Source organism: Trebonia sp., from assembly GCF_030042015.1.
In the GTDB taxonomy this organism is placed as follows: Bacteria; Actinomycetota; Actinomycetes; order Streptosporangiales; family Streptosporangiaceae; genus Trebonia.
The window spans coordinates 1-7,578 of record NZ_JASIAL010000453.1 but is presented as its reverse complement, the minus strand read 5'-3'; the positions used below and the strand labels follow the sequence as shown (position 1 = coordinate 7,578).

The 7,578-nt window shown below is 72.2% G+C and carries 6 protein-coding genes; 3 read left to right on the top strand and 3 right to left on the bottom strand.

The genetic code is table 11. The annotated features are described in order from the left end of the window. The 3 genes from Q1N79_RS24415 to ppdK all read right to left on the bottom strand — a co-directional run. Window positions 1-713 (bottom strand): FAD-dependent oxidoreductase (locus Q1N79_RS24415; protein WP_300612810.1); only part of this gene is annotated, 713 nt, incomplete at its 3' end. Between the two features lie 16 nt (window positions 714-729). Then, window positions 730-1,944, bottom strand: coding sequence for a deoxyguanosinetriphosphate triphosphohydrolase (locus Q1N79_RS24410; protein ID WP_300612808.1), 1,215 nt, complete (start codon window positions 1,942-1,944; stop codon window positions 730-732). After that, window positions 1,945-4,626 (bottom strand): pyruvate, phosphate dikinase, encoded by a 2,682-nt coding sequence (gene ppdK / locus Q1N79_RS24405; protein ID WP_300612806.1) that lies wholly within the window; start codon window positions 4,624-4,626, stop codon window positions 1,945-1,947. Window positions 4,627-4,965: 339 nt separating this feature from the next. Here ppdK and Q1N79_RS24400 point away from each other — a divergent pair, with 339 nt between their 5' ends. From Q1N79_RS24400 to Q1N79_RS24390, 3 genes are read left to right on the top strand one after another with little or no spacing between them, the layout of a single operon-like run. After that, window positions 4,966-5,532, top strand: coding sequence for a sigma-70 family RNA polymerase sigma factor (locus Q1N79_RS24400; protein ID WP_300612805.1), 567 nt, complete (start codon window positions 4,966-4,968; stop codon window positions 5,530-5,532). Further along, window positions 5,529-6,860, top strand: a complete 1,332-nt coding sequence (locus Q1N79_RS24395; protein WP_300612803.1) for a hypothetical protein — start codon at window positions 5,529-5,531, stop codon at window positions 6,858-6,860. Before Q1N79_RS24400 ends, Q1N79_RS24395 begins: the two co-directional genes overlap by 4 nt. 60 nt (window positions 6,861-6,920) lie before the next feature. Beyond that, window positions 6,921-7,463, top strand: coding sequence for a sigma-70 family RNA polymerase sigma factor (locus tag Q1N79_RS24390; RefSeq protein WP_300612801.1), 543 nt, complete (start codon window positions 6,921-6,923; stop codon window positions 7,461-7,463). The last annotated feature ends 115 nt before the right edge of the window (window positions 7,464-7,578 follow it).

Sequence of the window (7,578 nt, the reverse complement as noted above, 5' to 3'; positions counted from 1 at the left end):
ATGCCGACGACCACCACCTGGGCGGGCAGCAGCGCACCCGCCGAGGTGAGCACGGACCCGACCCGGCCCGCCGCGTCGCCGTGGAACTCCGCCGCCGTCTCGCCGAACCGGAACTCCACGCCCTGCGCCTCGTGCAGCCCGGCGAAGACCGCGCCGAGCTCGGGACCGAGCTGGGCGTGCAGCGCCCCGGGCTGCGGCTCCACGACCGTGACGTGGCCGCCGGCGAGCGTGGCGGCGGCCGCGGTCTCCAGGCCGATCCAGCCGGCCCCGACGACCACGACCCTGATCCCGGCGCGGAACTCCTCGCGCAGCCGGTCCGAGTCCCCGATCCTGCGCAGGTACAGCACCCCGTCGAGGCCGGCCCCTGGGATGTCGATCCGCCGCGGCTCGGCGCCCGTGGTGAGCAGCAGCTTGCCGTAGGACAGCGTGCCGCCGTCGTAGGCCACCCGGTGCGCCCCCGGGTCGATCGCGGTGACGGTGACGCCGGTGCGCAGGTCCACCCCGTGCTCGGGGTACCAGCCGGCGGGGTGGACGAAGGCCGAGTCGCGTGCGGCCTTGCCGAGCAGGTAGCCCTTGGACAGCGGCGGGCGCTCGTAGGGGCGATCGTCTTCCGCGCAGAACAGCACGACGTCGCCGTCGAACCCCTCGGCGCGCAGCGTCTCCGCGGCCTTCGCGCCCGCCAGGCCGCCACCCACGATCACGAAAGTCGTCACGTGCGCCTCCCTTGCGTCAACACAGCCGACGGTGCCAGACGATAGCGGACGTGTCGGTGAGCGAGGCGACCTGGTCGATGACGACACGCCGGCGCGCCTCGTCGCCGCCGGCGCCGTCCCAGGACGGGCGCAGCACCGGGTCAAGCGTGGACGGCGCGCCGCGGTCGATCGCGACCGCGAGCTCCGCGATCAGCTCCCGCTCGCGAGCCTGCTGCGCCGCGGCGCCCTGCCTGGTCATCACGTAGTGGGCGGCGACCGCCTTGAGCAGCGCGCACTCAAGCAGCTGGCGACGCGGCACGACAAGGTTCGCCGCGTAACGGCTGAGGTTGGGGGGGCCGTCCAGGGTCGCCTGCTCGGCGGCTTGGCAGAAGCGGCCGACCAGCTCGCTTGTCAGGTTCTTCGCCGCGGCGAGCGAGGCAGGGCCACCGTCGAAGCCGAACCGCCAGCACGGCAGCTCCATGAACTCCGCGAACACCGTCTCGAGCTCGGCCGCCGGCACGTCCCACCCCCGCGGGCAGTACGCGGCGAGCGCGACCAGGGAAACAACGGATCGTTCGGAATGATTGTTGAGGTCTTTCAGGGAGACAAGCCCCGCGTGCAGACCGTCTTCCACGTCGTGTACCGAGTACGCCACGTCGTCCGCCCAGTCCATGACCTGGGCCTCCAGGCACGCCCGGCCGGGGGGCGCGCCGGATCGGATCCACGCGAACGCGGCGCCGTCGGACAGGTAAGCGCCGTACTTGCCGGTGCCCGACCCGACGGACGGGTACTTCAGGGTCGCGTCGAGCGTCGCCCTGGTCAGGTTCAGCCCGGCGCCGGGGACCTTGGGCTCGAGCCGGGTGAGCAGCCGCAGCGACTGGGCGTTGCCCTCGAAACCGCCGCAGGCAAGCTCGCCGCCGTCGGCGGCGAGCGCGGCGAGCGCGGCCTCCCCGTTGTGGCCGAACGGCGGGTGGCCCAGGTCGTGCGCCAGGCACGCCGCGTCCACCAGGTCGGCGTCGCAGCCGAGGGCCGCGCCGAGCTCGCGGCCGATCTGCGCGCACTCGAGCGAGTGGGTCAGCCGGGTGCGCGGGAAGTCGCTCGCGCCGACCTCGACGACCTGCGTCTTCGCGGCGAGCCTGCGCAGCGCGGAGCTGTGCAGGACGCGCGCGCGGTCACGCTGGAAATTCGTGCGGCCGGTGCGCTTGGGCGGCTCGGCCGCCCAGCGCTCGGTGTCATGCGGACTGTAGGCCACTCACCTAGTGTCGCTCCCCGCGCTCGCCACCGCGGCGCGCCCCGCCTCGAGCCGGGCGATCGGCACCCGGAACGGCGAGCACGACACGTAGTCGAGGCCGGCCTCGTGGAAGAACCAGACCGACGCGGGGTCGCCGCCGTGCTCGCCGCAGACGCCGACGTGCAGCTCAGGACGGGTGGCGCGGCCCTCTGCCACGGCGATCCGCACCAGCCGTCCCACGCCGTCGCGGTCGATCGTCTCGAACGGCGACACGCCGAAGATGCCCAGCTCGATGTAGGGGCTGAAGAACGCGCCCTCGACGTCGTCGCGGGAGAAGCCCCAGGTCATCTGCGTCAGGTCGTTGGTGCCGAAGGAGAAGAACTCCGCCGCCCGCGCGATCTCGCCCGCGGTCAGGGCCGCCCGCGGCACCTCGATCATCGTGCCGATCGGCGTGTCCACGTGGACGCCGGTCTCTTGCTCGACGTCGCGCAGGACCGCCTCGGTCCGCTCCCGGCTGATCTCCATCTCCTGCACGGTGGCGGTGAGCGGGATCATGACCTCCGGGCGCGGGTCGCCGCCGGCCTGCCTGCGGATGACCGCGGCGCGGGCGATCGCGCGGACCTGCATGTCGAGCAGGCCGGGGACGACCAGCACCAGCCGCACGCCCCGCAGGCCGAGCATCGGGTTCTGCTCGTGCAGGCGGCGGACCGCCTCAAGGAGCTTCCTGTCCTGCGCGGTGGCGCTGTCGCCGGCGAGGGCGACCCGCACGCTCAGCTCGGTCAGGTCGGGCAGGAACTCGTGCAGCGGCGGGTCGATGAGCCGGATCGTCACCGGCAGCCCGTCCATCGCCTCGAGGATCTCCACGAAGTCGCCGCGCTGCAGCGGCTCCAGGGCGTCCAGGGCCGCCTGGCGCTGCTCGTCGTCCTCGGCCAGGATCAGGCGCTCGACGAGCTGGCGGCGCTCGCCGAGGAACATGTGCTCGGTGCGGACCAGGCCCACGCCGACCGCGCCGAACCGGCGCGCCCGCGCGCAGTCCGGGCCGGTGTCGGCGTTGGCGTGCACGCCGAGCCGGCGCCTGGCGTCCGCGTGGGTCATGATCGTGTGCACGGCCGCGACGAGGTCGTCCGCGTCAGGCGCCAGCTTGCCCTCGAAGTACTGCACGACGTTGGACGCGACCACGGGGACCTCGCCCAGGTAGACCGCTCCTGACGTGCCGTCGATCGAGATCACGTCGCCCTCGGCGACGGTGACGCCGCCCGGCGCGGTGAACTTCCCTGCCCTGGTGTCGACGTTGAGGGCTTCTGCGCCGCAGACGCAGGTCTTGCCCATGCCGCGGGCCACCACGGCCGCGTGGCTCGTCTTGCCGCCCCTGCTGGTGAGGATGCCCTGCGCGGCGATCATCCCGTGCAGGTCGTCGGGGTTGGTCTCGCGGCGGACCAGGATGACCTTCTCCCCTGCCTCGGCGCGCGCGACCGCGATCGCCGAGTCGAAGACCGCCTTGCCGACGGCGGCACCGGGCGATGCGCTGACCGCCGTGGTGATCAGCGTCACGTCGCCGGTCGTGTCGAACCGCGGGAACATCAGCCGCGCCAGCTCGTCGCCGGACACCCGGGTGAGCGCCTCGTCGTCGTCGATGAGCCCCTGGCGCACCAGCTGGGTCGCGATCCGGAACGCCGCCGCCGCGGTGCGCTTGCCGACCCGGGTCTGCAGCATCCACAGCTTGCCGCGCTCGATCGTAAACTCGATGTCGCACAGGTCCTTGTAGTGGTTCTCCAGCGTGGCCATGATCTGCATCAGCTGGTCGTGGGAGGTCTTGTCGATGCGCTCCAGGTCCTGCAGCGGGACCGTGTTCCTGATGCCGGCCACCACGTCCTCGCCCTGCGCGTTCTGCAGGTAGTCGCCGTAGACACCCTGCGCGCCCGTGGCCGGGTCGCGGGTGAACGCCACGCCGGTCCCCGAGTCGTCACCCAGGTTGCCGAACACCATCGCCACCACGTTCACGGCCGTGCCCAGGTCGGCGGGGATCCGCTCCTGGCGCCGGTAGAGGATGGCGCGGTCGGAGTTCCACGAGTCGAAGACCGCCGTGATCGCCAGGTCCATCTGCTCGCGCGGGTCCTGCGGGAACTCGCGGTGCGCGTGGACCCTGACGATCTCCTTGTACGTGGCCGTGAGGGTCCGCAGGTCCTCGGCGTCCAGGTCGGTGTCGCTGCTCGCGCCCTTGGCCTGCTTCGCGGCGTCGATCGCGTGCTCGAAGTGGTCGCCGTCGATGCCGAGCACGGTCTTGCCGAACATCTGGATGAGGCGGCGGTAGGCGTCCCAGGCGAATCGCTCGTTGCCCGACTGCTTGGCCAGGCCCTGGACCGAGTCATCGGACAGGCCGATGTTGAGGACGGTGTCCATCATGCCGGGCATCGAGAACTTCGCGCCGGACCTGACGCTGACCAGCAGCGGGTCCGCGGGGTCGCCGAGATGCCTGCCCATCGTGCGTTCCAGCGCTTGCAGGTGTCTTGTCACCTCGTCGTCAAGGCCGTCGGGCGTCGTGCCGCTGCGCAGGAAATAGCGGCACGCGTCGGTGGTGATCGTGAACCCGGGCGGGACGGGAAGGCCGAGATTGGTCATCTCGGCAAGATTCGCCCCCTTGCCGCCGAGCAGGTCCTTGAGGTCCTTGTTACCTTCGGTGAAGTCGTACACGAACTTCGGCACTGAACGCTCCTCGCGCCGGTTAGCTCCGCCGTTCGGACTCTACCCGGCTCCGGTCGGGTCGCAGAATCACGACCCTACCGATGTGGACAGATCCGGACATTGGACCCTCGAGTGTGGTGTCAAACACGGTGTAAGCGGTGATCTATGCCGTTTTGACCGGTCTTTGCGACCCCTTACTGGTTTAGACCGCTGGTTTAGACCTCAGGAATGGACCTAGGTCCTCACCCAGGTAACTTACTCCCCGCGATTTGAGGTCCGGTGGCGAACCCCCGCGCGGCGGGGTCCCCGGGCGCCGCCATCCCACGGGCAACTTTGCCGCCGCCAGGGCGTCTCTGATACGTGGACAGAGTGGACGCGCAGGCTCCGTCACCAGCGGCGGACGCGGTGGCCGCGCTGTACGCCGAGCACGCGCTTGGCCTGGTCCGGCTGGCCGTCATCATGCTCGGCGACCAGGGCACGGCCGAAGACGCGGTCCACGACGCCTTCCTCGGCCTGTACCGGCGCTGGGACAGCCTGGCCGACGCCTCGTCCGCGCTCGCTTACGTCCGTTCCAGCGTGCTGAACGGGTGCCGCAGCGTGCTGCGGAGCCAGGCGCGGCGCCGGGGCGTCCTGAGCCTTGGCGCGGGCGCGGCCGCCGGGGCGGGCGCGGGCACGGCCTCCTTCGCCGAGCCGCCGCCGCTTGAGTCCGCCGAGGCGCTGGCGCTGCTCGGCGAGGAGCACCGCGAGGTGCTCGCCGCGATCCGCCGGCTGCCGGACCGGCAGCGCGAGGCGGTCGTGCTCCGCTACTACCTCGACATGACCGAGGAGCAGGCGGCGCGCGCCATGGGGGTCAGCCGGGGGACGGTGAAATCCGCCACCTCGCGGGGAGTCGCCGCGGTCGGCCGGATGCTGAGGGAGGGGTCATGAACACGGTAGAGGAGCGGATCCGCGCCGCCACGCGGGCCGTCGACGGCGCGGTGTCGCGCGTGCGGCCGCTCGATCTCCCGCCGGCCGCGGGCACGTCGCCCGGGCCGCGGCCTGGCGCCAGGGTGCGGCGGGCGCGCCGCTGGCGGACATGGCTGGCGCCGGTGACCGCCGCGGCGGCCGTGCTGGCGATCGGTATCGCGCTGGTGATCGTCCGGGATATCCCGAACGGACGCGTGGTTTCCCCCGCGCGCCCCGCCTTGCCCGCGGCCGTCCCGACGTACTACGTGGCGCTCGACCACCCGGACAACCGCGGGTCCCCCGACCCGGTGGTTGTCGGCGACACGCGCACGGGCACGGTGCTCGCGACCGTGCAGCCGCCCGCGCATGACACGTTCGACGGCGTCACCGCCGCCGCGGACGACCGGACGTTCATCCTCGACGTCCGGCAGTTCACCTGGCCTGACCGGCTGCCGACGCCGCCGGCGTGGTACCTGCTGCGTCTTTTCCCTGGCTCCGCGCATCCGGCGCGGCTGACCAGGCTGGCCATCCCCGCGGTACCGTGGCCGTCGCTGCTCGGGACCACTGTGGACGGGATCGCGCTGTCGCCCGACGGCACCGAGCTGGCCGTCATGTTCCAGGAATCGGGTGCGGAGGCGCTGCCGGTGCGGCTGTGGATCTACTCGGTGGCCACGGGCAAGCTGCTGCGGGCATGGACCGCGCCGGTAGTGGTCTCACCGATGGACGGAGGCGCGCTGGTCTTCGGCCAGAACTTTATATTCGATGACAACACGATCCTGTCCTGGACGGCCGACGGGCGCGAGCTGGCGTTCGTCTTCGGGCTGCAGGGCCTGACGACCACGACCGTCCGGGTGCTCGACCTGGCCCGGCCGGGACAGAACCTGCTGGCGGACAGCAAGGTCGTCCTTGACCTGAAACAAGGCGCCCGGCCGGACTGCACAACGCTCATGCCCACCGCCGGCGGGCAGACGATCATCTGCGGCACTTCCCCGCCGCCGGGCAAGGGCGCCGCGGGAGGATGCGCCGGCACCGTGGCGGCGGACCGGCCGGCGCTCCTTGAGTTTTCGACCGCGACAGGACAGCTGACCGGCACCGTGTACCAGTACACGGGGCAGTGCCGCTCCGGGTCCGCGAGCGTCCTGTGGGCTAACCCGTCCGGCAGCGTAGTGATCGGCTACCTGGACATAGCGCCGCTGGCCAAGACCGCCAGCGACCGCGTCGAGGCGGGCGTGATCACCCACGGCAGGTTCACGCCGCTGTCGTTCCTGCTGGCCGGCGGAACTCCGCCGCCTGACTCGATCGCCTGGTAGGCCCCCGGCGCCATCGGCCGCTGGCGAGCAACCTTCCGCCAGCCGGCGAGTCTTTACTACGTGGACCACGCGGACACCCGTGACGCCGACGCCGGGGCCTGGCCGGCCGAGCGGCATGTGACCGCGCTTTACTCAGCGCACGCGCTCAGCCTGGCCCGGCTCGCCCTCGTCATGCTGGGCGACCCGGCGGCCGCCGAGGACGTCGTGCAGGACGCATTCCTCGGCCTTTACCGGCGCTGGGACAGCCTGGCCGGCGCGCCGGTCGCGCTGGCCTACCTGCGGACCAGCGTGCTGAACGGCTGCCGGACCGCGGCGCGCCGCCAGTCGCGGTTCGGCGTCCTGGCCGACGTCCGGCGCCACGACGGCGCGCAGGCGCTTGAGTCCGCCGAGGCCACGGTGCTGCTAGGCGAAGAGCACCGCGCGGTGCTCGCCGCCATCAGGCGGCTGCCGGCCAGGCAGCGCGAGGCGCTCGTGCTCCGCTACTACCTCGACATGACAGAAGACCAGGCGGCGGAGGCCATGGGCGTCAGCCGCGGCACCGTCAAGTCGGCGACGTCCAGGGCGATCGCCGCCGTCGGCCGGATGCTCAGGGAGGGATCGTGAACTCGGTCGAAGACCAGGTCCGGGTCGCCACGCGGGCCGAGGCGGGGCGGCTGCGCGAAGTGCGCCCGCTGCGACTGCCGCCGGCTGCCGACGCTGTGCCGCGGCCCGGCGCCCA